At 73.6% G+C, this 23,124-nt stretch carries 14 protein-coding genes; 6 read left to right on the top strand and 8 right to left on the bottom strand.

Annotated elements, in window-relative coordinates; all coding sequences use genetic code 11:
- Position 1: 1 nt before the first annotated feature.
- The gene (locus tag ABZ810_RS15425) at positions 2–1,429 is read right to left on the bottom strand and encodes a polysaccharide deacetylase family protein (RefSeq protein ID WP_358403393.1); all 1,428 of its coding nucleotides are present in this window, start codon (positions 1,427–1,429) and stop codon (positions 2–4) included.
- A 246-nt stretch (positions 1,430–1,675) separates the two neighbouring features.
- On the opposite strand from ABZ810_RS15425, the gene ABZ810_RS15420 reads away from it, so the two are divergent.
- Positions 1,676–4,492 carry a protein kinase gene (locus ABZ810_RS15420; protein ID WP_358403392.1) on the top strand — a complete coding sequence of 939 codons (2,817 nt, stop codon included), beginning with the start codon at positions 1,676–1,678 and terminating at the stop codon, positions 4,490–4,492.
- A 45-nt stretch (positions 4,493–4,537) separates the two neighbouring features.
- Here the strand turns inward: ABZ810_RS15420 and ABZ810_RS15415 are convergent, their stop codons facing one another.
- The 3 genes from ABZ810_RS15415 to ABZ810_RS15405 are packed head-to-tail and all read right to left on the bottom strand — an operon-like array spanning position 4,538 to position 10,327.
- Complete coding sequence (locus tag ABZ810_RS15415) at positions 4,538–7,873, bottom strand: error-prone DNA polymerase (RefSeq protein ID WP_358403391.1); 3,336 nt, start codon at positions 7,871–7,873, stop codon at positions 4,538–4,540.
- An 11-nt stretch (positions 7,874–7,884) separates the two neighbouring features.
- Positions 7,885–9,444 (bottom strand): DNA polymerase Y family protein, encoded by a 1,560-nt coding sequence (locus tag ABZ810_RS15410; protein WP_358403389.1) that lies wholly within the window; start codon positions 9,442–9,444, stop codon positions 7,885–7,887.
- Between the two features lie 49 nt (positions 9,445–9,493).
- Complete coding sequence (locus ABZ810_RS15405; protein ID WP_358403387.1) at positions 9,494–10,327, bottom strand: hypothetical protein; 834 nt, start codon at positions 10,325–10,327, stop codon at positions 9,494–9,496.
- Positions 10,328–10,511: 184 nt separating this feature from the next.
- Between ABZ810_RS15405 and mtnA the strand changes: the two genes are divergently transcribed.
- Together mtnA and ABZ810_RS15395 are read left to right on the top strand one after the other, a co-directional pair.
- Positions 10,512–11,531, top strand: coding sequence for an S-methyl-5-thioribose-1-phosphate isomerase (gene mtnA / locus ABZ810_RS15400; RefSeq protein WP_358403386.1), 1,020 nt, complete (start codon positions 10,512–10,514; stop codon positions 11,529–11,531).
- Positions 11,532–11,573: 42 nt separating this feature from the next.
- On the top strand, positions 11,574–12,557 hold the full coding sequence (locus ABZ810_RS15395) for an NAD-dependent epimerase/dehydratase family protein (RefSeq protein WP_358403385.1): 984 nt from the start codon (positions 11,574–11,576) through the stop codon (positions 12,555–12,557).
- An 86-nt stretch (positions 12,558–12,643) separates the two neighbouring features.
- On the opposite strand, the gene katG is transcribed toward ABZ810_RS15395, so the two are convergent.
- The gene (gene katG, locus ABZ810_RS15390) at positions 12,644–14,866 is read right to left on the bottom strand and encodes a catalase/peroxidase HPI (RefSeq protein WP_358403383.1); all 2,223 of its coding nucleotides are present in this window, start codon (positions 14,864–14,866) and stop codon (positions 12,644–12,646) included.
- 27 nt (positions 14,867–14,893) lie between these two features.
- Positions 14,894–15,283: a Fur family transcriptional regulator gene (locus ABZ810_RS15385; protein ID WP_358403651.1), complete on the bottom strand. Its 390-nt coding sequence runs from the start codon at positions 15,281–15,283 to the stop codon at positions 14,894–14,896.
- Positions 15,284–15,502: 219 nt separating this feature from the next.
- Here ABZ810_RS15385 and ABZ810_RS15380 point away from each other — a divergent pair, with 219 nt between their 5' ends.
- Entirely contained in the window at positions 15,503–17,743 is a 2,241-nt protein-coding gene (locus ABZ810_RS15380; protein WP_358403382.1) for an ATP-dependent RecD-like DNA helicase, read from the top strand.
- Positions 17,744–17,843: 100 nt separating this feature from the next.
- Here ABZ810_RS15380 and ABZ810_RS15375 read toward each other — a convergent pair whose 3' ends face one another.
- The gene (locus ABZ810_RS15375; protein WP_358403380.1) at positions 17,844–19,376 is read right to left on the bottom strand and encodes an ABC transporter substrate-binding protein; all 1,533 of its coding nucleotides are present in this window, start codon (positions 19,374–19,376) and stop codon (positions 17,844–17,846) included.
- 236 nt (positions 19,377–19,612) lie between these two features.
- Here ABZ810_RS15375 and ABZ810_RS15370 point away from each other — a divergent pair, with 236 nt between their 5' ends.
- Both ABZ810_RS15370 and ABZ810_RS15365 read left to right on the top strand, forming a co-directional pair.
- Positions 19,613–21,067, top strand: a complete 1,455-nt coding sequence (locus ABZ810_RS15370) for a hypothetical protein (RefSeq protein WP_358403378.1) — start codon at positions 19,613–19,615, stop codon at positions 21,065–21,067.
- Between the two features lie 107 nt (positions 21,068–21,174).
- On the top strand, positions 21,175–22,248 hold the full coding sequence (locus ABZ810_RS15365) for a M14 family zinc carboxypeptidase (RefSeq protein WP_358403377.1): 1,074 nt from the start codon (positions 21,175–21,177) through the stop codon (positions 22,246–22,248).
- A 66-nt stretch (positions 22,249–22,314) separates the two neighbouring features.
- Here the strand turns inward: ABZ810_RS15365 and ABZ810_RS15360 are convergent, their stop codons facing one another.
- Entirely contained in the window at positions 22,315–22,875 is a 561-nt protein-coding gene (locus ABZ810_RS15360) for a CGNR zinc finger domain-containing protein (RefSeq protein WP_358403376.1), read from the bottom strand.
- Between the last annotated feature and the right edge of the window lie 249 nt (positions 22,876–23,124).

Raw genomic sequence — 23,124 nt, 5'->3', positions numbered from 1 at the left:
CTCACCCTTCGGGGTAGACGGCGCCGGGGGCGAGGGAACGGCCGGCGTACAGCTCGGAGACGGTCACGAACGTGTAGCCCTGTCGTTCCAGCCGGTCGAGGATCCGCGGCACCGCGTCCGCCGACGAACGGTGCACGTCGTGCATCCGGATCACCGATCCCGGCCCGGCGTCCGCCACGACCCGGTCGGCGACGGCGGCGGGATCGTCGCCGGCCCGCGCGCCGGCGTCCACGTCCCAGCGGATCTGAGGCATGCCGATCGACCTGGCCACCTGGGAGACTGTGGCGTTGGTGGACCCGTACGGCGGGCGCAGCAGTGTGCACGCCCTGCCGATGACGGCGCGGACGGTCTCGTCGGTGCGCTGGACGTCGGTGGTGACCTGCATCGCCGGCAGGCGGCCGAGGTCCCGGTGGTTCTGGGTCAGGTTGCCGATCTCGTGCCCTTCGGCGGCCTGGCGGCGCAGCAGCGCGGGATGGGCGCCGGCGTTGACGCCGACGACGAAGAACGTGGCGCGGGCCCGGTGCGCGGCGAGGGAGTCCAGGACGCGGCCGGTGTACGGGCCGGGCCCGTCGTCGAAGGTGAGGGCGACGCACTTGGCCTTCGCGCAGTCGGCCGGGACGGGCCGGGGCGTGGGGGCGCCCCGCACGGGGCCGGACGTCGTGGTGTCCGAACGCAGGGCGAGGTCGGGCGGGGCCGCCGCGGCGGCGTCGCGGGCGCGCCGGCCGAAATCGGAGAGGAGCCCGTCGTGGGCGGCGCGCGGCACGGCGGTCGCGACCCGGCCCGCCGAGCCCGGGGCGACCGTGTAGTCGCTGAACTCCACGACCAGGTCGCCCTGCTCGTTGAACGCGATGGAGGTGAACGCGTCCGGCGTGACCCGCGAGGGGTTGGTCTCGGTGCCCAGCCGCTGCCGCACCGCCCGGGCCAGCGCGTCCAGCCCGGCCTTGCCGTCGATCAGGGCGGCGCTGGAACGGACCTTGCCCGTCCTGCCGTCGAACCAGAGGGTCCGCCGAGTCTCGCCGCCCGACGTCCCCAGGTAGTGGTCGGTCAGCAGCCGTACGCCGACGACGTCATGGGAGGCCGCCGTGAGCGACCACCGCACGTTGAGCTCCGGCACGTTCCCGCCGGGCAGGCCGCGCGTCCGCGAGGTGGCGGCCTTGAACGGCCTGATCTGGCCGTTCACCGCTTCGGCCAGCTCCGCCGTGAGGGGTTCGGCGCCGGGAATCCGCGGATACCCCGCGAACACGCGCCGCCGCCCGTCCTCCTCGCTGAGCGTCACCGCGGTCAGCCCTGACACCGAGCCGGAGTCGACCGTCTGCACGCCGGTCACGTCCGTGATCGTGCGCATCGGATCGGCGGGCACCGGCGTGCAGCCCGCGAGCGCCACGAGCGAGGCGAGTCCCAGGCCGAACAGCCGTTCACGTCTTGCCAACAAGCATCCCCCGACGCACGTCTAACGAACGTTGACCTGATGTGCCTGGTTGGTCAGCGTATGCACTAGAAGAGGGAAAAATGTCGTATCCGTTTTCCAGGGCCGAGAGTTTTACCAGGTGCCGGAACGGGCTTGGCGTAACGTTGACCCCGCCGGGCATCTGGCCGGACGGGGTCCTCCTCTGCCATCGTGTTCCCCACGGGGTGGGGTGCCGCGCTGCGGCCCCGGGTGCGAGGGGTGATCGCCATGGCTGACCGGCCGGGCACCGGATCGTTGCGCGACTTGCGTCCCGACGATCCCACACGGGTGGGTCCGTACCAGATCGAGGCCAAGGTGGGCGAAGGCGGCATGGGCGCCGTCTACCTCGGACGCGGCCCGGGCGGGCACCTGGTCGCGGTGAAGGTCGTCCGGCCCGAGCTCGCCGAGGACCGCGCGTTCCTGTCGCGGTTCCACGACGAGATGGCCAACGCCGAACGTGTCGCCTCGTTCTGCACCGCGCAGGTCCTCGACCACGGCGAGGACCTCGGCATGGCCTACATGGTCACCGAGTACATCGACGGTCCCTCGCTGCTCCAGCACATCAACGCCAACGGCCCGCTCACGCCCGGCATGCTGCACGGCGTCTCGGTCGGCGTCGCCGCCGCGCTGGTCGCCATCCACTCCGCCGGCCTCGTCCACCGCGACCTCAAGCCGAGCAACGTCCTGCTCTCCATCTCGGGCCCCCGCGTCATCGACTTCGGCATCGCCCGCGCGCTCGACGCCGCCACGTCCCACACCAAGACCGGCCAGGTCGTCGGCACCCCCGGCTACATCGCGCCCGAGCAGATCCTCACCCAGCAGGTCACGCCCGCCGTCGACGTCTTCGCCTGGGGCTGCCTCGTCGCCTACGCCGCCAACGGCCGCAACCCGTTCGGCACCGGCTCGTTCCAGATCATGGTCGGCCGCGCCCTGCACGCCGAGCCCGAGCTCGGCGCCCTCACCGACCCGCTCGCCTCCCTGGTCCGGGCCGCCCTCGACAAGGAGCCCGAACGCCGTCCCTCAGCCCGCGACCTCCTCCTCTCCCTGGTGGGCGGCAGCGCAGGAGAGGCCGAGCTCACCACCCACCTGGGCCAGTCCTGGACCTCCCCGCCCGCGCAGGAGGCTCCGGCGGGAGGGTCGTCCCCGGCCTCCGGGTGGCCTCTGCCAAGTGCTCCCGAGGCGGGACGCGCCCCGTCCGGCCCGGGTGACGGCGCCCACACCCCAGACCCCGGCGTGGCCGAGCGTCCCGCGTCCACACCAGGAGCCGCGCCGCGCGAGCAGGGACGTGAGCAGGGACGTGAGCAGGGACGTGAGCAGGGCGTCGCGCACGAGCAGGGAGCGGCCCCGCCGCCCGCGACGGAGCACGAACGCGGTGCGCCCGCCGGCGAGCCCGAGCGCGAGCCTGAGTCCGAGCCCGCCAGGGACCGTACGCCTGGTGCTGCCGGCCCGGTGGCCGCAGGCGCGTTCCCGCCCGGTGGCGGCGTTCCCGGGCCGGGAAGCACCCCCGCAGGTACGCCGGCACCTGCTGGGCGCCCCGAGCCCGGCGGCGCGCAGGCCTACGGTGCGCCCCCGGAGGCCGGACGCGGTGCGCCCACGCCTGGAGGCGCGCCCCCTGACCAGCGCGGCACGCCATCCGAGCAGCGCGGCACTCCTGAGCAGCGCGGCACGCCACCTGAGCAGCGCGGCACTCCTGAGCAGCGCGGCGCGGGCCCTGAGCAGCGCGACGCGGCGTTCGCGGCCGGTGCCGGTGCCGGTGCCGGTGCCGCTGCCGGAGCGGGCGGCGCGGCCCCCGCGCCGCCTGACCGCGGTGCGCCCGGCCAGGGGATGGCAGGCCAGGGAATGGCCGGGCAGGGGATGGCCGGGCAGGGGATGGCCATGCCGCCCGCCGGTCCGCCCCCTGGGCCGCCTCCGGCCGCCGGTCCTCCTCCTTTCGCCGGTCCGCCGCCGCCCCCGTGGGCGGGGACGCCGCCGGAGCACGAGACCCACCCGGCGGATGAGACGGTCACCGACCCCTCGTTCAGGCCCCGCGGTGAGCCTGAGGCGCCGACGCATCCCCCGCTGCTGATCCCGCCGCCGCGGCGCGAGGAGCCGCGGCGCAGGAAGGGCGTGGTCGTGGGCGCGGCGGCGCTGACGCTGGTCGCGGTGAGCGCGGGCGGCGCGGTCGCCTGGTCGCAGATGAGCGACGACAAGCCGACCAAGGGGGCCACGGCCGCGGGCGCGAAGGGGCCGGCGCCGTTCCCCACGCAGTCGATGTACGTGCGGATCGACAGCAAGCCGGGCTGGCCCACCCGGTGCTACGGCGACATCGGCCGCTACACGCCCGCCACCAAGGAGAGGGTGACGCTGCTCAGCGGGGCGACGTGCGACATGTTGCCCGAGCGCTCGCCCGACGGCACCAAGGTCGCGTTCACGCGCAGGACCGAGAGCGGCTCCGCCGTATGGATCATGGACGCGGACGGCGGCGACGCGCGCAAGGTCGGCGACGTGTCGGGCGGCCGGGTGACCTGGTCGCGGGACGGGACCAAGCTGGCGGTCCTGCGCAAGGACGAGAACGGCACGCCGCAGGTCTACACGATGGGCCTCAACGGGGAGTCGCCGGAGAAGGCCACCGACGACCCGGCCGCCAAGGACGACCCGATGTGGTCGCCGACCGCCGACACGCTGGTGTTCTGGAGCCAGCGCGGCGGAGACCAGGCGATCTACACGTGCGACCTGTCCAACCCGACGGCCGGCTGGAAGAGGATCACGCCCAAGGGGATCGTGGCGAACGACCCCGAGTGGTCGCCGGACGGCAAGCAGATCGCGTACACCCGCGGGAAGTACCCGAAGGGCCACATCTGGGTGGTGAACGCGGACGGCACCGGCCACCGGCAGGTGACCACGGGCTCGGAGCACGAGATGGACCCGAACTGGTCTCCCGACGGCCAGTGGCTGGCGTACGTGCGCGGCCCATACTCCAAGCCGTCGCTGCGCGCCATCCGCGTCAACGGCAACGACGACCGCTCGGTGTCCGACGGCACCGACATCGCGCACCCCAACTGGTGACTCCGGCGAGAGACGGGGTGGGCGAGACCGTCTCGCCCGCCCCGGTCAGTGGAAGTCGCGGGAACGGACCTTGCCGGGGACGGGCAGGCGGCGCAGGCGGGTCGCGCGGACGCTGGTGACGCCGTCGGCCCGCTCGAGGCGGCCGTTCACCAGGAGGGCCTGCGAGTCGACGGCCAGGCCGCGGTGCCGCTGGAACACCTGCGGCGGGCAGGTCACGTTGATGATCCCGGTCTCGTCCTCCAGCGTCATGAAGACGATGCCGCCCGCCGTCGGCGGCCGCTGCCGGTGCGTGACGAGGCCCGCGACGACGACGTTGCGCTCGCCGCGCACCGTCGCCAGCCGCCCGGACGAGAGCGCGCCGAGATCGTCCAGCGCCTCCCGGACGTGCGCCATCGGATGGGTGTGCGACACCCCGCTCGCCCACAGGTCGGCGAGCGTCTCCTCGACCGGGGTCATCGCGGGCAGCGACGGCGCCGCCGCTCCGGGCGTGACCCCTTCGAGCTGCCCGGGGCCCGTCCCGGCCAGGGCGCCGGCCGCCCACAGCGCCTCCCGCCTGCCGAGCCGTCCGGCCTCCCCGTCGCGGACGGGGAGGCCCGCGAACGCGCCGGCGGTGGCCAGGGACTCCAGCGCCGCCTGCGAGAGGCCAACGCGGCGGGCGAGGTCCTCCATGCTCGTGTACGGGCGGCCCGCGGCGATCTTCTCGGCCACGTCGTCGCCGAGGTTGCGCAGGCCGGTGAGGCCCATCCGGATCGCGGGCTGCGGCGTGCCCGGGGCGTGCGGGTGGTCGCTGTCGACGGGCACCGGCTCTTCCAGGGTGGGGTGGGCGCCGCTGGCGTTGACGTCCACCGGCCGGACCACGACCCCGTGGCGCTTGGCGTCGGCGTACAGCGACTGCGTGCTGTAGAACCCCATCGGCTGGTTGCGGACCAGCGCGGCGGTGAACGCGGCCGGGTGGTGCCGCTTGAGCCACGAGCTCGCGTACACCAGGTGCGCGAAGCTCTGCGCGTGCGACTCGGGGAAGCCGAAGCCGGTGAAGCCCAGGATCTTCTCGTAGATGTCCTCGGCGATGTCGGCCGGGATGCCGCGTTCGGCCATGCCCGACAGCAGCCGGGCGCGCAGCCGTTCGACCCGTTCGGGCGCGCGCTTGGCGCCCATCGCCTGCCGCAGCAGGTCGGACTCGGCCGGGGAGAAGCCCGCGCAGTCGACCGCGAGCTGCATCATCTGCTCCTGGAACAGCGGGACGCCGAGCGTGCGGGCCAGCGCGTTCTGCATGAGCGGGTGCGGGCAGTCGGGCGGCTCGGCGCCCTTGCGGCGGCGCAGGTACGGATGCACCGAGCCGCCCTGGATCGGGCCGGGCCTGATCAGCGCGACCTCGACGACGAGGTCGTAGAACTTGCGCGGCCGCAGCCGGGGCAGCGTCGCCATCTGCGCCCGCGACTCGACCTGGAACACCCCGACCGTGTCGGCGTCGCACAACATGTCGTACACCAGGCCGTCCTCGGACGGGATCGACTGCAGGTCGTAACGCTTGCCGTGGTGCTCGGCGACGAGGTCGAAAGCGTCGTGCAGCGCGGCGAGCATGCCGAGCCCGAGCAGGTCGAACTTCACCAGCCCGGCCGCCGCGCAGTCGTCCTTGTCCCACTGCAGGACGCTGCGCTGCGGCATCGTGGCCCACTCGATCGGGCAGACCTCGCCCACCGGCCGGTCGGCGATCACCATGCCGCCGGAGTGGATGCCCAGATGCCGGGGGAGCCTGGCCATGCGCCCGGCCAGCTCGGTCACCGCCTCGGGGATCTCGGCCTCGGACCCGACCGGGTCGCGCGGGTCGATGCCCTTGGACCAGGCGTCCTGCTGGCCGGGGGAGAAGCCGAGCGCGCGCGCCGCGTCGCGGACCGCCATCCGCGGCCGGTAGCTGATGACGTTGGCGACCTGCGCGGTGCACTTGCGCCCGTACTTGTCGTAGACGTACTGGATGGCCTCCTCGCGGCGGCGGTGCTCGATGTCGAGGTCGATGTCGGGCGGCCCGTCCCGGCCGGGCGACAGGAACCGCTCGAACAGCAGACCGTGCTTGACCGCGTCCACGCCGGTGATGCCGAGCGCGTAGCAGACCGCCGAGTTGGCCGCCGAGCCGCGGCCCTGGCAGAGGATGCCGCGGTCCTCGCACGCCTGGACGATGTCATGGACGATCAGGAAGTAGCCGGGGAAGCCGAGCTGCTCGATGACGTCGAGCTCCTTGGCGATCTGCGCGTACGCGCCGGGCGTGCGCTCGCGCCCGGGCGGCCCGTACCGCTTGAGCGCGCCCTCGGCCACCAGGTGCCGCAGCCAGCTCGCCTCGGTGTGGCCGTCCGGCACCGGCCAGTCGGGCAGGGCCGGCGCGACGACCTTGAAGTCGAACACGCACGACCGCCCCAGCTCCACCGTGCGTTCCAGGACGCCGGGGAAACGCGCGAGCCGCCGCGCCATCTCGGCGCCGCTCCGCACGTGCGCCGTCCCGCCCGCCGGCAGCCAGCCGACCATGTCGTCCAGGCTGCGGCGGGCCCGCACGGACGCGAGCGCCTGCGCCAGCCGGGCGTCGTGCCCCGGCGCGGCGAAGTGCACGTTGTTGGAGGCCACCACGTCCAGGCCGGTCCGGGCCGCGAGCCCGAACAGCAGATCGTTGTGGACGTCGTCGTCGGGCTGGTCGTGATCGATGAGCTCGACGAAGACGTTGCCGCGGCCGAACCTGTCCGCGAGCCGCCGCAGCTCACGTTCGGCGGCCTCCGGCCCGCCCGCCTCCAGCGCCGCGCGCACCGCGCCCTTGCGGCATCCGGTGAGGACCGCCCAGTGGCCGTCGTGCGCGCCCGCCAGCTTGTCGACGTCGTACACCGGACGGCCCTTCCGCCCGCCGTCGAGCTGCGCCGCGGTGATCACCGAGCAGAGCCGGGCGTAGCCCTCCTTGTCGCGGGCGAGCACGAGGAGGTGTTCGCCGGCCGGGTCCGGCTCGCCGGTCTGCGGCCCCGGCAGCCCGAGGCTGAGCTCCGCGCCGAAGATCGTGCCGACGTCCAGCTCGCGGGCGGCCTGGGCGAACTGCACCACCCCGTACATCCCGTCGTGGTCGGTGATCGCCATCGCCTCGACGCCGCGCCGCGCCGCCTCCTCCGCCAGCCTGCCCGGCTCGCTGGCGCCGTCCAGGAAGCTGAACGAGGAGTGGCAGTGCAGCTCGGCCCACGGCACCTCCGGCGCGGCCCGCCGCCGGGCGGCCGGCGGGTCCGGCGGGTCCGGCGGGCGGGGGAGGTCACGCTCGTCGCCTCCCGGCCCGGGCCGCGGCGTGTCCCCGTTCGTGCTCCACGACAGCTGCTTCTCGAAGTCCCGCCAGGAGATCGGCGGGTTATGCCACCCCACGGGCCGCCTCCTCAGTCATACGTCGCCTCCACCAGCCAGCGGCCGCCCTCCACCGCGAGCAGGCGGGCCAGCCCGTCGTCGGTCACGACCTGGAACCGGGCGCGCCGCCGGGACCGCGCGGAGTCCCACCAGCGTTCGTCGACCGGCCACGGCCCCGTCCACGACGTCACCACGGCCGCCCGGCCGCCGACCGTCACCATCGCGGGCGCCGCCGACACCGCGCAGCGCGCCGACACCACGACCGGCGCGCCCGACGCGTCCACGACCTCGGCCGGCGCCATCGACGGCGGCACCGACGCGGGCGCCGGCGCCGGGACGCTCCCCGGCCACGGCCCGTCCGGTACGCCGCCGGGGACCAGATCGCCCACCGGCACCTTCGTCACCCGCTCGCCCGGCCCGCGCCCGCCGGTCAGCACCGGCCGCGTGATGCCGCGGTGCCCGAGCAGCGCCTGGATCCGGTCGGCGGCGCGCGCGATCCGGTCGGTCACCGAGGTCTGGCCCCACAACGACTGCTGCCGGCCCTCGTCGGGGACGAGCTGGTCGGGCGTCAGCTCCAGCCACGCCACCCCGCCCCACACGGCGTCGTCGCCGTCGCCGAGCTCGATGCCGTCGGCGTCCACGCCGCCCTTGGGCCGGTCCGACCGCCACGCCGACAGCTGCCAGCGCACCCGTTCGGCGATGGCCAGCGTGGACAACGCGCCGTCGTGCCGCCACAACCGTTCGAGGACGTGCCCGTCGGCGAAGCCGGCCGTCACCGTCAGCCGGACGCAGGTCAGCCCGCCCGCGCCCAGCCCCTCGTGCAGCTCGCCGGCCAGCCGCTTGGCCGCGAACACCACCTGCTCGTCCTGCGCCGCGGGCGGGTCGAACTCCTCGCGCACCGACAGGTCGACGGCCATGTGCGCGGGCGCCAGCGGCCGCGGTTCGTCGCCGCGCGCCAGCCGCTGCGCCAGCGCGCCGTCCGTCCCGAACCGCCCGGCCACGTGCCCGGACGGCAGGCTCGCGAACGCGCCCAGCGTCCGCACGCCCAGCCGCTTGAGCAGGTCGGCCAGCTCCGGCCGGTCGAGCACGGTCAGCGGGTAGGGCGCCAGGAACGCCGCCGCCCCGCCCTCCGGCACCACCGTGCCGCCGTCCTCGGTACGGGCGGCGAGCTCCGCCGCGAACAGCCCGTCGGCGATCCCGGCGCCGCAGTCGAAACCCGCTTCGACCACCGCGTCCTGCACCATCAGCCGCAGCGACTCCTCGCCGCCGTAGAAGCGGGCGGGCCCGCGGGCCGCGATCGCGCACATGCCCGGCCGCACCACCTCCACCTTCGGCGTGAGTGCCGCCACCGCCTCCACGACCGTCTCGAACAACCGTCCTTCGGCGTCGGTGTCGCGTTCCGCGACGACCAGCTCGGGGCACCGCCGCTGCGCGTCCCGCACCCGCTGCCCGCGCCGCACCCCCTCGGCCCGTGCCGCCGCCGTGCACGCCGAGATCTGCCCCTGGACGACCACCGCCCCCGCCGTGGACGCCTCCACCCCGACCGCCGTCACCGGCCAGTCAGGGCACCACACCACCAGGACCCGGCTCACGCCCGCACCTCCGGGAACGGGAGGCCCGGCCGCGGAACGAGGTGCCCGCTCACGCGATCGCCTCGCCTTCCGGCTCGGGAACGACCTCCAGCGCGGGCCGGCGCCCCCCGCCCGCCTCGTGCGGGCCGCCCGGCTCGTGCGGACCGACCTCATGCGGACCGACCTCATGCGGGCCGACCTCATGCGGACCGACTACGTGCGGGCCGACTTCGTACGGTGCGGCCTCGTAGGGGGTCACCTCACCGTCCGGGCCCGGCAGCCACAGCGTGGCCCGCCGGCCGGTGCCCGGGGTGCCGCGGCCCTCCGCCACGACCTCCGCGCGGCGGCCCCGCAGGCGGCCGTGGCCGTCACCGAGACCGACCCACTCGGCCCGCTCGACGCGCAGGCGGAGGGCGGTGCCCGGCCAGTCGTGACCGGTCACCGTGAGGACGGAACCGTGCTTGCGGGCCAGCGCGGACAGGCGCCGCACGGCGGCCGTGCCCGGCCGCTCCGGCGGCCTGAGCAGGACGAGGTCGACCGCCTCGACCAGTGCGGCCACCACGTCGGGCCAGCGGTCGCCAGGCTCGTCCACCAGGAGCAGCCGTTCGGGCGCGGCCCCCATGCCCACGGCGGCGGCGACGCCGAACTCCGGCAGACCCACCACCGCGCACCACCCGCCCGTCTCGTTCTCACCGCCGTGCCGCGAGACGCCCGCGACGAGCGCCACGCCCAGCGACGCCGACCCCGTCACGCCCACGATCGATCCCGGCCGCAGGCCCGGCACGACCGGGCGCAGCGCCGGGAGCACGGGCACGAGACCGAGGCCGGACGCCGTCTCGAGGCCGAGGCTCTCGAGCGCCGCGGAGTTCGCCAGCGTGGCCCTCGCCAACGCCGCGTCCGACACCGGTGCCTCCCTGAGCCGACCCCTCCCCAATGTCGAACACAGGTTCGAAAATGTCAAGTTGTCGCAGGTCACAGCATGACCAAAAGAGGGCCCAAGCCCTTGCGCCACAAGGGAATCCGGCGCGGCGGGAGCCTGCGGGACGAGCGTGGACGATCTTGGTGCGGGCAGCGCCTATGCTGCGGCCATGGCGAACGACGTACAGGCCGTCGCATGGAACGGCGACGGGCTCCGGCTCATCGACCAGACCCTGCTGCCCGGCCGGCTGGACCACCTGGACGTCCGCGACGTCGACGCGCTCGTGGACGCCATCCAGCGGCTGGCCGTGCGCGGCGCCCCGGCGATCGGCGTCGCGGGCGCCTTCGGCGTGGCCATCGCCATGCGGCAGGCCGAACGCGAGGGCTGGGACCGGCCGGCGCTCCTCGCGGCCGTCGACCGTGTCCGCGAGGCGCGTCCGACCGCGGTCAACCTCGCCGCGGGAGTGGACCGGGTGACCCCGTTCATGGCCAAGGGCCCGGACGCCGTGATCGCCGAGGCCCAGGCGCTGCTGGACGAGGACGTGCGCGGCAACCGCGCGATCGGGGCCCACGGCGCCGACTGGCTCCTGGGCAGGGCCGACCGCCCCCTCCGCGTCCTGACCCACTGCAACACCGGCGCGCTCGCCACCGCCGGCTGGGGAACGGCGCTCGGCATCGTCCGCGAACTGCACGCACGCGACCGGCTCGACGTCGTCCACGCCGACGAGACCCGGCCCCTGCTGCAGGGCGCGCGGCTCACCGCCTGGGAGCTCGGCCACCTGAACGTCCCCTACTACGTCCAGGCCGACGGCGCGGCGGCCGGCACGATCCTGCGCGGCCTCGTCGACGTCGCGATCATCGGTGCCGACCGGGTCGCCGCCAACGGCGACACCGCCAACAAGATCGGCTCGGTCGGGGTGGCGCTGGCCTGCGCGGACGCCGGCATCCCGTTCGTCGTCGCGGCGCCGTGGAGCACGATCGACCTCGGTACGGCCTCCGGCGACGGCATCCCCATCGAGGAACGTTCCGGCGACGAGGTCCTGCACTGGGGCGGCGTCCGCACCGCCCCGGCCGGCGCCCGCGCGTTCAACCCCGCCTTCGACGTCACGCCCGCCCGTTTGGTGACCGCGCTCGTGACCGAAACCGGTGTGATGCACATCTCGGCCGGTGAGACCCCAGGTCGGCGCTGACTCCCCCTGTCAGGTCCGCCCGGCCTGTGCCAGTCTGCGCCCATGGGACTGACGGTGGCGGTGACGGGACCGACCGGTGAGATCGGCACGGCGGCGGTGCGCGCGCTGGAGGCCGACGAACGCGTCGAACGTGTGCTGGGCATGGCGCGCAGACCGTTCGACCCGTCCTCGCGCGGCTGGAAGAAGACCGGCTACCGCCAGGGCGACATCCTCGACCGCGCCGCCGTCGACGCCCTGGTGGCCGAGGCCGACGTCGTCGTGCACCTCGCGTTCATCATCCTCGGCTCGCACGAGGAGAGCGAACGCGTCAACCTCGCCGGCACCCGCAACGTCTTCGAGGCCACCCAGCGGGCCGGACGCCCGGCCCGCCTCGTCTACACGTCCTCCGTCGCCGCCTACGGCTACCACGCCGACAACCCCTCACCGCTGACCGAGGACGTGCCGCCGCGCGGCTCGTCCTCGCACTACTACTCGGCCCAGAAGGCCGCCTGCGAGGAACTCCTCAGCGGCCTGACCGTCCCGGCCTACGTCCTGCGGCCCTGCATCGTCGCCGGCCCCGAGGCCACGGTCCTGCTGCGCTCCATGCCCTGGGAGCAGCTCGCCGCCTACGTCCCCGGCCCGCTCCGCCGCCTGCTGGGCGCCCTCCCCGGGCTGCACCCCGTCCTTCCCGACCCGGGCGTGCGCTTCCAGCTCGTCCACCACGACGACGTCGCGAGCGCGCTGGCGGCCGCCGTCGCCGCCGACGGCCCGCCCGGCATCTACAACCTGGCCGGCGACGGCGAGCTCACCATCGCCGACTTCGCCCGCGCCATCGGCGCCTACACCGTCCCGGTCCCCCCTGAGCTGGTCGACCTCACCGCCGAACTGGTCGGCGTCCTCCCGCTCATGCCCTCCCAGGCCGAGTGGATCCACGCCGTCCGCCACCCGATGCTCATGGACACCACCCGAGCCCGCCGCGACCTCGGCTGGACCCCCCGGCACACCGCCCACGAGACCCTCACCGCCATGGCCGGGGAGAGGCGCTAGGCGGACGCGCCCGGCCGATCACGACCGGACGCGAACGTCCGGGCAGGCCCGGCGCGGGCCTGCCCGGACGTCGGGCGGATCCGGGATCAGACGAGGTCGTACCGGTCGAGGTTCATCACCTTGTCCCATGCGGCGACGAAGTTATGGACGAACTCCTCCTGCGCGTCGTCGCTCGCGTAGACCTCCGCGACCGCGCGGAGCTCGGAGTTGGAGCCGAAGACGAGGTCGGCGCGGCTGGCGGTCCACCTGACCTTGCCCGAGGCGTCGCGGCCCTCGAAGGTCTCGGCGTCCTCGGACGTCGGCTTCCACACCGTGCCCATGTCGAGCAGGTTCTCGAAGAAGTCGTTGGTCAGCGCCCCGGGGGTGTCGGTGAGGACGCCCAGCGAGGTCTGGCCGTGGTTCGCGCCCAGGACGCGCAGTCCGCCGAGGAGGACCGTCATCTCGGGCGCGCTGAGGGTGAGCAGGTTCGCCCGGTCGATCATGAGGAACTCGCCCGGCAGCAGGTTGCCCTTCATGAGGTAGTTGCGGAACGCGTCGTGCGTCGGCTCCATCACCTCGAACGACTCCACGTCCGTCTCCTCCTGCGACGCGTCGGTGCGTCCCGGTGTGAAGGGCACGGTGATGTCATGGCCCGCGTTCTTCGCGGCCCGCTCGACGCCGGCGCACCCGCCGAGCACGATCAGGTCGGCGAGCGAGATCCGCTTGCCGCCGGTCTGCTCGGCGTTGAACGCCTGCTGGACCTGCTCCAGCGTGCGCAGGACCGGAGCCAGCTCGTGGGGGTTGTTGACCTCCCAGCTCCGCTGCGGCTCCAGCCGGATGCGCGCGCCGTTGGCGCCGCCGCGCTTGTCGGTGCCCCGGAACGAGGCGGCCGACGCCCAGGCGGTGGAGACCAGCTGGGAGACCGACAGGCCCGAGTCGAGGAGCCGCGCCTTGAGGGCGGCCACGTCCGCGGCGTCGACGAGCTCGTGGTCCACCGCCGGGACGGGGTCCTGCCAGATCAGCGTCTCGGTCGGGACCTCGGGGCCGAGGTAGCGCTGGATCGGCCCCATGTCGCGGTGGACCAGCTTGAACCAGGCGCGGGCGAACGCGTCGGCGAACGCCTCGGGGTCGTCCTTGAAGCGCCGCGAGATCGGCTCGTAGATCGGGTCGTAGCGCAGCGACAGGTCGGTCGTCAGCATCCCCGGCTGACGGTTCAGGGTGCCGTCCTCGGGGTCGGGCACGGTGCCGGCCCCGGCGCCGTCCTTCGGCCGCCACTGGTTGCCCCCGGAGGGGCTCTCGGTCAGCTCCCACTCGTAGCCGAAGAGGAGCTCGAAGAAGCTGTTGTCCCACTGGGTCGGGGTCGGGGTCCAGGTGACCTCGAGGCCGCTGGTGTGGGAGTCCCGGCCCTTGCCGGTGCCGTGCGTGCTCTTCCAGCCGAGGCCCTGGTCCTCCAGCGGGGCGCCTTCGGGCTCGGGGCCGATGGCGTCCGCCGGTGCCGCGCCGTGCGTCTTGCCGAACGTGTGGCCACCGGCGATCAGGGCGACGGTCTCCTCGTCGTTCATCGCCATGCGGCTGAACGTCTCGCGGATGTCACGCGCGGCGGCGAGCGGGTCCGGGTTGCCGTTGGGTCCTTCGGGGTTGACGTAGATGAGGCCCATCTGCACCGCGGCCAGGGGCTTTTCCAGGTCGCGGTCGCCGCTGTAGCGCTCGTCGTCGAGCCAGGCGGTCTCCGGGCCCCAGAAGACGTCCTCGTCGGCCTCCCACGCGTCCTCCCGGCCCCCGCCGAAACCGAAGGTCCTGAGACCCATCGACTCCAGGGCCACGTTGCCGGCCAGGATCATCAGGTCGGCCCACGAGAGCTTCCGGCCGTACTTCTTCTTGACCGGCCACAACACGCGCCGGGCCTTGTCGAGGCTGGCGTTGTCTGGCCAGCTGTTGAGGGGCGCGAACCGCTGCTGGCCCGCACCGGCGCCACCGCGTCCGTCGCTGACCCGGTAGGTGCCCGCGCTGTGCCACGCCATCCGGATGATCAGCGGCCCGTAGTGCCCGAAGTCGGCCGGCCACCAGTCCTGCGAGTCCGTGAGCACGTGCGCGATGTCCCGCTTGACGGCGGGAAGGTCGAGGCTCCTGAACGCCTCGGCGTAGTCGAAGGACGGGCCCAGGGGGTTGGCCTTGGGGTGATGCTTGGCGAGAAGCCTGAGGTTGAGCTGCTCCGGCCACCAGCCGCGGTTGCCGCCACCCTGCGTGGGATGGGAGGCACGCGTGTGCGTGACGGGACAGCCGCCCCCGCCCTCCGGGGTCGGGGCGACGGTCTCATGGTTCTCGGACATGTGTTTCCTCCACGGAACAGAGGCGAATCAGGAACAGGAAGGGCACAGGCCCCAGTAGGTGATCTCGGCCTCGTCGATCGAGAAGCCGCCGTCGTCGGACGCGGTCAGGCAGGGTGCCTCGCCCACCGTGCAGTCGACGTCGGCGACGTCTCCGCACGACCGGCACACCACGTGGTGGTGGTTGTCCCCGGTCCGCGACTCGTAACGCGCGACCGAACCGGCCGGCTGGATGCGACGCACCAGGCCCGCGGCCGTCAGCGCGTGCAGCGAGTCGTACACGGCCTGATGGGACACCTTCGGCAGCTCTCTGCGCACGGCACCGATGATCGAGTCGGTGTCGGCGTGCGGATGCGCGTGCACCGCGCTGAGCACCGCCACCCGAGGACGGGTCACGCGCAGAGCGGATCCGCGCAACATCCGCTGGAAATCCAGAGGTGCGACCACGTCCCCCAGCCTGGGGCGATATCTTGAATCAGTCAAGTATATGAATCAATCCAGTGTGTCACATCAGTCCATCACGCCGCGCCTGCCCCGCGGCCGGGCCGGTAAACCCGCCCTCCTCGTTTCGCCGCCCGCGCGCTGGGAGCGGGTCGGGACCGGAGAGCATTGTCGGGCGGGTCCGACATGATGTGGTCCATGAACCCTGCGGTGCTGGAGGCGGTTCTCGAACGGGTCACGTACGCCAACGAGGACACCGGCTACACCGTCGCGCGCGTGGCGACGGAGCGGACGGGCGGCGACCTGCTGACGGTGGTGGGGGCGCTCCTCGGCGCGCAGGTCGGCGAGAGCCTCAAGCTGACCGGGCGGTGGCGGTCGCATCCCAAGTACGGCAAGCAGTTCGAGGTCGACTCGTACACGACCGTGCTCCCGGCGACCGTGCAGGGCGTCCGGCGCTATCTGGGCAGCGGCATGATCAAGGGCATCGGCCCGGTGATGGCCGACCGCATGGTCGAGCACTTCGGCGTCGACATCCTGCGGGTGATCGAGGAGGAGCCGGAACGCCTGATCGAGGTGCGGGGGCTGGGGCGCAAGCGCACGCGGCGCATCGCGGACGCGTGGGAGGAGCAGAAGGCCATCAAGGAGGTGATGGTCTTCCTCCAGGGCGTCGGCGTCTCGACGTCGCTGGCGGTGCGCATCTACAAGAAGTACGGGGACGCCTCGATCGGCACCGTGCGGCGGGAGCCCTACCGGCTGGCGGCGGACGTGTGGGGGATCGGGTTCAAGACGGCCGACACGATCGCGCAGGCGGTCGGCATCCCGCACGACAGCCCCGAACGTATCAAGGCGGGCCTGCAGTACACGCTGTCCGAGGCGGCCGACGACGGGCACTGCTTCCTGCCCGAGCCCAACCTCGTGACGGCGGCGGAGAAGATCCTCGACGTGCCGCGCACGCTGATCGTCCCGGCGCTGGACGAGCTCGCGGCCGAGGAGGGCGTGGTGCGCGAGCGGGTGACGGTCGGGGAGGGCGACGAGGCGACGGTGCCGGCGGTCTACCTGGTGCCGTTCCACCGGGCCGAACGGTCGCTGGCGCGCGGCCTCCGCGACCTGCTGGACGCGCGGGACGACCGGCTCGGCGCGTTCGCCGGGGTCGACTGGGATCGGGCGCTCGGCTGGCTCAGGGAGCGCACCGGCACGGAGCTGGCGCCCGAGCAGGAGGAGGCGGTCAGGCTGGCGCTGACCTCCAAGGTCGCGGTCCTGACCGGCGGCCCGGGGTGCGGCAAGAGCTTCACCGTGCGCTCGATCGTGGAGCTGGCGGCGGCCAAGAAGGCCGAGATCGTGCTGGTGGCGCCGACCGGGCGGGCGGCGAAGCGGCTGGCGGAGCTGACCGGGCACGAGGCCGCGACCGTGCACCGGCTGCTCCAGCTGCAACCCGGCGGGGACGCCAGGTACGACCTCGACAGCCCGCTGGACGCCGACCTGGTGGTGGTCGACGAGAGCTCGATGGTCGACCTGATCCTGGCCAACAAGCTGGTGAAGGCGATCCCGCGCGGTGCCCACCTGCTGCTCGTCGGCGACGTCGACCAGCTGCCGTCGGTGGGCGCGGGGGAGGTGCTCGCCGACCTGCTGAACGCGGAGGCGATCCCGCGGGTCCGGCTCACGAAGATCTTCCGGCAGGCGCAGGAGTCCGGCATCGTGGTCAACGCCCATCGGGTCAACCAGGGCGACCATCCGCACACCCAGGGTTATCCGGACTTCTTCCTGTTCCCGTGCGACGAGCCCGATCAGGCGGCCGAGCTGACCGTGGAGGTGATCGCCGACCGCATCCCGCGGCGGTTCGGGCTCGATCCGCGGCGTGACGTCCAGGTCCTCACGCCGATGCACCGCGGCGCGGCCGGCGCGGGCGCGCTCAACACCATGCTCCAGGAGGCGCTCACCCCGGAGGCCGGGCGTCCCGAGAAGCGCTACGGCGGGCGGGTCTTCCGGGTCGGCGACAAGGTCACGCAGCTGCGCAACAACTACGACAAGGGGGAGGCGGGCGTCTTCAACGGCACGGTGGGCGTCGTGACGGCGCTGTCGGTGGAGGAGCACACGCTGACCGTGCGGACGGACGAGGACGAGGAGATCGAGTACGCCTTCGACGAGCTGGACGAGCTCGCCCACGCGTACGCGATCACGATCCACCGCTCGCAGGGCAGCGAGTACCCGGCCGTCGTCATCCCGCTGACGACCGGCTCGTGGATGATGTTGCGCCGCAACCTGCTCTACACCGGCATCACCCGCGCCAAGAAGCTCGTCGTCCTGGTCGGGTCGCGGCGCGCGCTCGCGGCGGCCGTGCGGACCCCCGGCGCGGGACGCCGGCACACGGCGCTGTCCTACCGGCTGTCCGAGGACGGCCGCGCCGCGTCGCCGTCCCCGGCGACGCCGTCGCGCGCGTGACGTTCGATCGCGGCGCGGGAGGGCTCGGGGCGGTGATGGCCGTCGCCGCGGTGATCGCCGTGCTGGGCGCCGTCCCGGCCCTCGCGCTCCTGGCGCCCCGTCACTCCCTGACGGTCAGGGCGGCCAGGCGCACGCCGCCGAACGCGTCGGCGGTGACGCCCTCCAGGCGTTCCGACCAGACCAGGTGATCGTGCACGGTCCACAGCGGCATCGCGGGCATGTCGCGCAGCAGCGTGGTCTCGGCCAGCCGGGCCGGGGTCACCGCCTCGTCCGGCGTCGCGGCACGTTCGGCCTGCTCGATCAGGTCGAGCGCGCCGTCGTCGCCGTAGCCGGTGCCGATCCCGGCCAGCGGGGCGATCGCGGCGATCGGGGCCGGGTAGGCGGGGGCGGAGTGCACCACGAACGGCCCGTCGACCTCGCGGGCCTCCAGCGCCCGCGCCAGCTCGGCGGCGGGCACCGGCTTGGGGCGCGCGTCGACCTGGAGCCGCTTGCGCAGCTGGTCGGCCACGGCCTTCACCCAGGCGTCGTCGCCGGCCCCCGCCGCGTACCAGAGGGACAGCGGCCCGGTGAGGCCGCCCGCGTCCTCGAACAGTGCGGTGGACGCCGCCGGGTCGTGCACGCAGGGCCGGCACTGGCCCTCGTCACGGCGGCCCGGGATCACCCCGGGCGGCACCAGCGCGCCGGCCGGGCTCGTCTGGTAGCCGAGCGCGCCCTCCGACACCGCGTTGCGGTCGATCGCCATCGACAGGGCCTGGCGCACGGAGGGGCCGCCGAGGCGTTTCTCCCACTGCGGGAACGCCAGGTAGGTCGTGTCGCGGCCGGGCACGATCCGGTGCCGGCCGCGGAAGTCGGCCTCCATCGACTCGTGCCGGTCCGGCGGGACGGCGGTGGCCAGATCGAGGTCCCCGGACTGCACGGCCGAATACTGGGCGGCGGCGTCCGGCATGGCCCGGACCACGACGCTGCGCGCCCCCTCCCGGTCGAGCACGGTCCCGCTCCGGTCGTGCGTGCGCACCCGGAACGGCCCGTTGCCGATCGGCTTCCGCCCGTACGACGTCCAGTCGCGCGAGCGCAGCACCGTGTCCGGCATCGGCAGGAACGCGGGGTCGCCGAGCAGCGCCGGGAAGCCGTTCAGCGGCCGGTCGAGGGTGACCTTGAACGTGCGCTCGTCGACGACCTCGAGGCCGGCGATCCCTTCCCGCTTCGGCTTCGCGCCCTTGACGCGCGCGACGTCGGTCAGCAGCCGCGCGCCCGACCATCCCTCGCGCACCACGGCGGTCCAGGCGCCGGCGTACGAGGCGGCGGTGACCGGCGAGCCGTCGTGGAACCGGCCGCCCGCCCTGATCCGGACGGTCCACACCCTGCGGTCGCCGCTGGTGACCGACTCGGCGCCCGCGTTCACCGGCGCGCCCGTGCGCGGGTCGTAGGCGACCAGCCCGATCCACACGGCACCGGCGATCATCCGCCCGGTGGCGTCCCGGACGTCGCCGGGCACGAGCGTGGCCGGCGGCGCGGCGCCGACGGAGACCCGCGGATCGGCCGGATCGCTGAGCGCCCTCATCGCCACGACCGGGCTCACGAGCATCACCACGGCCCCGGCGAGCAGAGCGGCGGTACGGGTGCTGCTCTTCACGCCGGTGAGCGTACGGCACCATCGGCGCGCGGGGCCACGCGCGCCGATGACGCCGCGCGCGGCACAAAGCGGCCACGGCCGGGAGAGGCCGTGACCGGGCGCCGTCCCCCCTGGTGCGGGCGTTCGGTCAGCAGCTCACATCCCGGGGCGGTATTCCTTGTGAGAGTTAGCCCCTTGATCATCTTGATCGTTCCGGTGAGACTTGCCTCGGCGACATCCGCGACCTGGAGGCACGAATGTTCCCTGAACGTCGAAGGAGACGTGCCCTCTCCGGCAGCGTCGCCGCCGCGGCGGCCGCGGTCCTGCTGGCCGCCGGGACGGCGTGGGCGTGCCCGCCCGACCCCGGCGCGTCCCAGACGAGGACGACCGGCGCGGCGACCGCGCGGACGGCGGGGGAGGGGCGCGACCTCGGCTCGCACGCCGGCCACGGCCCGGCCGAGGTGGGCAAGACCTCCGCGAACGTGTCCGACGCCGTCAAGGGCGTGGAACGCGTCGGCAACGTGCCGGACGCCAAGGAGGCCACCTCCCTGGTGTTCATGGACTACGGCAAGGGCCGGCACAAGCGCGAGATCATGTTCGTGAGCGGCCGGTTCGGGCTCAAGGCCTACGACCTGTCCGCCGACCCGCGCGTGCCCAAGCTCGTCGGCTCGTTCGACCTGCCCGGCTTCTGGCAGGGCGAGGACACCGAGGCCGACCACAAGCGCAAGATCATCTACCTGTCCCGCGACCCGCGCGCGTTCGGCGGCACCACCAACACCGGCGAGTCCGGCGTCTACGTCGTCGACGTGTCCAAGCCGGAGAGCCTCAAGCAGATCGCCTACCAGGTGCTGCCGGCCGGCCACACCACCTCGTGCGTCAACGACTGCCAGTACCTGTGGACGGGCGGCCCGGCCAAGGCCGACTGGCAGCCCGCCGACTGGGGCGGCCGGCCCGTCTGGGTGACGGACGTGCGCGACCCGCGCAAGCCGAAGGTCTTCCCGGACCCGATCGACACCGGCCGCAACGACGGCAAGACCGACTACACCCACGACATCCAGGTCGACTCGTCCGGCATCGCCTGGGCGTCGGGGCGCGGCGGCGTGCGCGGTTACCACACCTCCGGCGTGCGGTACGACCCGGTGGCCAAGAAGGTCCGCAAGGCGACGCCGTGGAACCCGGTGCCGTACGCGGGCGGCGGCATCGACGAGGCCACGATCAACTCCTCGTTCATGCACAACAGCTTCCGCGGCGTCGGCCGCACCGCGAACCAGGGCCCCGACCCGCGCAAGTGGGGCCACGGCCAGACGCTCATCATCACCGAGGAGACCTTCAACGACGGGTGCGCCAACGACGGCCTGCTGGTCATCGCCTCGCTCAAGGGCTCGTACGGCGGCCAGGGCTGGCGCTCGACGCCGGAGAACCCGTTCCGCCTCCAGACGCTCGGCACCTGGAGCGTCGCGGGCAAGGAGGGCAGCCGTCCCGACACCGACGACTGCTCGGCGCACTACTTCGACATCAAGAACGGCATCCTCGCCCAGGCGTTCTACACGCAGGGCACCCGCTTCCTCGACGTGCGCGACCCGACCGACATCAAGCAGATCGCCTACTACCGCCCGGACGACGCGCGGACCTGGGCGGCCTACTACCACGGTGACTACATCTACGTCGCCGACCACGCCCGCGGCATCGACGTCCTGAAGGCCTCCTTCTGACGCGGAGCCCGGCACGCCATGGGCAAGGCGGGCCCGCATCCCGGAATGATGGGTGCGGGCCTGCGAAAGGCGGCCCAGGCCGTCACCGATGCCAATGGAGGCAGATCGTGACCTCGCTCCCGGGCCGCACGGCCCGCTCCCTCGCCGCAACCGCCGCTCTCGCACTCCTCACCGGGGCGTTCGCCGTCCCCGCCCAGGCCGCACCGGCCGCTTCGAACGCCGTGGCGGCCCGGACCGCCGCCGCCCAGGCCGGCGTCCGGCTGCACTCCAACGCCGAGCTCGCCCGCGCGCTCCAGCGCATCGCGCGCTCCAGCGACGGCCGCGTCCGGGTCCGCAGTGTCGGCACCAGCAACGAGGGCCGGCCGCTGTGGTTCGCCACGCTGGGCACCGGGCCGAAACGGCTGATGTACGTGACGCAGCAGCACGGCGACGAGCCCCTCGGCACCGAGTCGGCGCTCCAGGCCCTCGCCACGCTCGGCGTCTCCAACGGCAAGGAGGCCCGCCGGCTGCGCTCGAAGATCACTCTCGGGATCCTGGTGCGCGCCAACCCCGACGGGCACGAACGGCAGTGGCGCTACAACTACGACCCCGACGCCGACCCCGAGTACGGCGAGCCGGGCAAGGGCTACGACATCAACCGCTACCACAACCCGGGCATGGCGCCCGCCGACAACCCGGTGCCCGAGGCCGCCGCGATCCGGCGCGCCCACGACCGCTTCCGGCCCTCGATCATGGTCGACTACCACATGCAGGGCCGGTACGCCTTCCCGCCGCCCGACGGCCGCGAGATCACCACGTCCATCCTGTGGCCGACCAACGTCACCGTCCCGGCCGCCGCGCTGGCGAGTTCCAAGCAGGTCGGCGTCCGCGTGTACAACGCGTTCACCCGGGCGGGCGCCGTCGTCTCCCAGTACCCGGGCGGCGACTACGAGGGCATCGCGCGCAACGCCTACGGCATCCTGGGCGGCGCGTCGCTGCTGGTCGAGCTGAGCAACCTGCCGCCCGAGCGGCAGCGGTTCCAGGTGTGGACCGCGTACGTGTCGATGGTCGACCTCGCGCACGCCGCCGGCTACGGGCTCCTGGACGGCATCGACCCGGCGGACGCCGACGAGATCCCGCTTCGCGGCCCCGAGATCCCCGGCACGGCCGACGCGCGTTCCGCCCACGCCCACGAGTCCTGATCTCGCTTCACCGGCGCCCGTCCCGTACGCGGGGCGGGCGCCGTCACGCGTCGTCCGCCGGACGGTTCAGCTGGAGGCCTGCTCGGGGACGGTGCGCCTGCGGGCGCGGAAGGCCGCGACGTTGGTGCGGTTGGCGCACGTCTCCGAGCAGAAGCGGCGGCGCCCCGCCTTGGAGGTGTCGGCGTAGACGTTCTCGCACCCGTCGGCGGCGCACACCCCGGTGCGCCCCAGGCCGTACTGGCAGACCAGCTCCGAGAGCTTCATGAGGGTGGCGGCCCGGAAACGTTCGACCAGCCGCGAGGACGGCGGCGCGTAGTGCATGTGCAGGCCGTGCGGCTCGTGGTTGGCGATGTGGGGATGCATCGGGATCGCGAGCATCAGGGCGTTGAGCAGGCCGGTGGCCTCGTCGAGCTCGGTGGCCTCGAAGAACGGCCGCAGCGTGCGGCCCCACTCGCGGAACACCTCCGCGTCGGCGGGCTCGAACTGCTCCCAGAAGAACTCGTTGACGCGCAGGAGCTCGCGCAGGGCGTCCTCGCCGCCGTCGCCCTCGCGCGTGGTGACCGCGTTCACCAAAGCGACCGCCGCCGCCACGGCCTTGCTCTTGTATCCGGTGATCTGCGTTGCCATTGCCCCGACTATCGCACACGACGTCATCAGTAAGTGTTATTGTACCTAAGAGTCTTACTCAACTTTAACCCTTACACGGGACACAGGGACGGGATCACGGTGGACGACGACTGCCCACGTTGCGGATGGCCGAGGGACGAGACCTACGAAGTGCTGTCCAGGCACCTGACGTCCGACGGCGTCGTCAGTTACACCCGCTGCGCCTGCGGTGACGTGCAGGTGCGCTTCCAGCCCTACGACACCGGCAAG

Origin of the sequence: Spirillospora sp. NPDC047279, from assembly GCF_040643285.1 — a bacterium.
Classification (GTDB): Bacteria; Actinomycetota; Actinomycetes; order Streptosporangiales; family Streptosporangiaceae; genus Spirillospora.
Note: the sequence above shows the minus strand (reverse complement) of the source record. Positions and strands in the feature narration are given on the sequence as shown.

What these genes read in the sequence shown, in the direction of transcription:
- ABZ810_RS15360 (WP_358403376.1), bottom strand. Translation starts at nt 22,875, where the DNA reads ATGGCAACGCAGATCACCGGATACAAGAGCAAGGCCGTGGCGGCGGCG.
- ABZ810_RS15395 (WP_358403385.1), top strand. Translation starts at nt 11,574, where the DNA reads ATGGGACTGACGGTGGCGGTGACGGGACCGACCGGTGAGATCGGCACG.
- ABZ810_RS15385 (WP_358403651.1), bottom strand. Translation starts at nt 15,283, where the DNA reads ATGTTGCGCGGATCCGCTCTGCGCGTGACCCGTCCTCGGGTGGCGGTG.
- ABZ810_RS15420 (WP_358403392.1), top strand. Translation starts at nt 1,676, where the DNA reads ATGGCTGACCGGCCGGGCACCGGATCGTTGCGCGACTTGCGTCCCGAC.
- mtnA (WP_358403386.1), top strand. Translation starts at nt 10,512, where the DNA reads ATGGCGAACGACGTACAGGCCGTCGCATGGAACGGCGACGGGCTCCGG.
- ABZ810_RS15370 (WP_358403378.1), top strand. Translation starts at nt 19,613, where the DNA reads ATGTTCCCTGAACGTCGAAGGAGACGTGCCCTCTCCGGCAGCGTCGCC.
- ABZ810_RS15380 (WP_358403382.1), top strand. Translation starts at nt 15,503, where the DNA reads ATGAACCCTGCGGTGCTGGAGGCGGTTCTCGAACGGGTCACGTACGCC.
- katG (WP_358403383.1), bottom strand. Translation starts at nt 14,866, where the DNA reads ATGTCCGAGAACCATGAGACCGTCGCCCCGACCCCGGAGGGCGGGGGC.